Annotated in this window: 2 protein-coding genes and 1 pseudogene; all 3 read right to left on the bottom strand. The window is 70.3% G+C overall.

The genetic code is table 11. From position 1 onward, the window contains the following. Positions 1–207 (bottom strand): annotated as a pseudogene (locus G6019_RS17095) (serine protease); the annotation flags it as partial. A 75-nt stretch (positions 208–282) separates the two neighbouring features. After that, the gene (locus tag G6019_RS08930; RefSeq protein ID WP_107756971.1) at positions 283–1674 is read right to left on the bottom strand and encodes a HAMP domain-containing sensor histidine kinase; all 1392 of its coding nucleotides are present in this window, start codon (positions 1672–1674) and stop codon (positions 283–285) included. After that, positions 1674–2357: a response regulator transcription factor gene (locus G6019_RS08925; protein WP_107756972.1), complete on the bottom strand. Its 684-nt coding sequence runs from the start codon at positions 2355–2357 to the stop codon at positions 1674–1676. The genes G6019_RS08930 and G6019_RS08925 overlap by 1 nt, the downstream gene beginning before the upstream one ends. Between the last annotated feature and the right edge of the window lie 113 nt (positions 2358–2470).

Below are 2470 nucleotides of genomic sequence, written 5' to 3'. Positions count from 1 at the left end.
GCCGACGTGCGGGGGGTGCGGGGGCGGCGCCGCGGCGGGAGCCCCCGGGCCACCCCATCCCTGCTCGGGTTGGACGTGCCCGTACTGGCCCTGTCCGTACTGGCCCTGCCCGTACTGATGGTGTCCGTGCCCGCCCGCGCCCGGACCCGAGGCCCACTCGTCGCCGGGCCGGGGATCACCGGTTCCCCGATCGTTCTCGTTCTCCATGGGGATCATGGTTCCTCACCGCGCTGTGTGCCCGCTGAGACCACCGGTGCCGCCTCCGGATGGTTCAGGGACGGTTCAGCTCGGGGGACGGTCGCTTCCGGGGATGGTCATGCGCACCTCGGTGCCCCCGCCGTCCGCGTCGTGGATCTCGACGGTCCCCCCGTGCCTGGTGACCACCTGACGGACGATCGCCAGCCCGAGCCCGGAACCCGGCATCGCGCGCGCCTCCCGCGAACGGTGGAACCGCTCGAAGACCAGCTCCTTGTCCGCTTCGGGGATCCCAGGCCCCTGGTCGGCGACGGTCAACTCCACCACCGACTCCGACACCGGGTTCATCCGAACCGTCACCGTTCCCCCGGTGGGGCTCCACTTGGCCGCGTTGTCGCAGATGTTCAGGACCGCACGCTCGATCCCCGCACTGTCACCGAACGAGTACCAGGGCGCCAGCTCCACGTCGAAGTGCACGTCGTGACGTCGCCGTCGGACCCGCTCGAGGGCCCGCTCCACCGCCTCCGACACCGCGACCGGTTCCAGTTCGACGTCCCCGGAATCCTCGCGGGCGAGTTCGACCAGGTCCCCGACGAGCTGGGTGAGTTCAGAGATCTGACCGACCACGTCGACCTCGAGCGCCCCCCTGTCGGCGTCCGGGATGGTCGGCGCCCCCGGCCTGCTCGCGGCGATCAACAGTTCCACGTTCGTGCGCAGGCTGGTCAGGGGCGTCTTGAGCTCGTGACCGGCGTCGGCCACGAGCCTCGATTGTCGCTCCCTGCTCTCCCCCAGCGCGACGAGCATCTGGTTGAAACTCGCGGTGAGTCGAGCGATCTCGTCATCCCCCGCGACCGGGATGGGCCGCAGGTCATCGGTCCGTGCGATCCTCTCCACCGCCCGGGTCAACCGGGCGACCGGGGCCAGACCCGTGCGCCCGACCGCCGTCCCGGCCACCGCCGCCAGCGCGATGCCGGCCGCGCCCACCAGGGTCAGGACTATCGCAAGGCGGTTCAGCGCCGCCCTGGTGGGGCTCAGATCCTGCGCGAGGATGAGGGTCGAGCCGTCCCGGACCCCCACGGCATAGATCTGCTTTCCCCCGGCCGTCCGCAGGCTCGAGTCGGTCTCGCCCCGCACCACCGCGATCTCCGGGCCACCGATCTGGAACGGTTCGCCGGCGGCTGTCCGCACACCGGAGGGGGCGACGATCTGAGCGTCCAGGTTGGGGTTGAAGGCCCTCAGCGCGATGAGGGTGCTGCGTGACTGCAGTGCGAACTCCGAGGCAAGCTGACTGTTGACGAGCTGATCCGCCTGTTGCTGGAGCCGGTTGTTGACCTCGCTGTACATGGACCCGGACACGACGAAGTACGCCGCGACGGCCATCAACGCCACCGCGACGCCCACCGAACTCGCCGCCAACAGGGTGACCCGCTGGTGCAGGGAGATCGGCGTGGAGGACCACCCCACCGTGCGGGCTGGCACTACGGCGTCTCGCGCAACACGTACCCCACGCCCCGCACGGTGTGGATCAGCCGGCTCTCCCCCTCGCCCTCGGTCTTGCGGCGCAGGTATCCGATGTAGACCTCGAGCGCGTTCCCCGAGGTGGGGAAGTCATAACCCCACACCTCCTCGAGGATGTGACTCCGGGTGAGGACCCGGCGGGGATGGTGCAGGAGCAGTTCGAGCAGCGAGAACTCGGTGCGCGTCAACTGGATCCGGCGGTCGCCCCGGCTGACCTCACGCGTCGCCAGGTCCATCCGCAGGTCCTCGAACTCCAGCACCTCGTCGACGTCCTCGGCCTCGGGGCCCCGACGGCGGAGCAGCGCCCGGAGCCGGGCCAGGAGTTCTTCCAGGGCGAAAGGCTTGGGCAGGTAGTCGTCGGCGCCCGCGTCCAGCCCCGCCACCCGCTCGGACACCGCGTCGCGCGCGGTCAACATCAGCACCGGGAGATCGTCCCCGCGGCTCCGGAGTATCCGGCAGACCTCGAGACCGTCCCGCCGGGGCATCATGACGTCGAGGATCACCGCGTCCGGACGGTTCGTGTCGAGTCGCTCGACCGCCTCGACACCGTCCCCCGCGAGCTCCACCGCGTAACCGTTGAACGTGAGGGAGCGGCGCAGGGACTCACGCACGGCCTGGTCGTCGTCCACAACGAGGATCTTCATACGGGGAAGTCTCTCCCACATCCCTGAACCACGGCTGAGGAACACCGCGACCGACGCGCATCGCGCTGAACATCCGCGGACGCCGACGAGCCCGGCGGGTCCGGGAGGGACCC

Source organism: Dietzia sp. DQ12-76, from assembly GCF_014145045.1.
Taxonomy (GTDB): Bacteria; Actinomycetota; Actinomycetes; order Mycobacteriales; family Mycobacteriaceae; genus Dietzia.
Note: the sequence above shows the minus strand (reverse complement) of the source record. Positions and strands in the feature narration are given on the sequence as shown.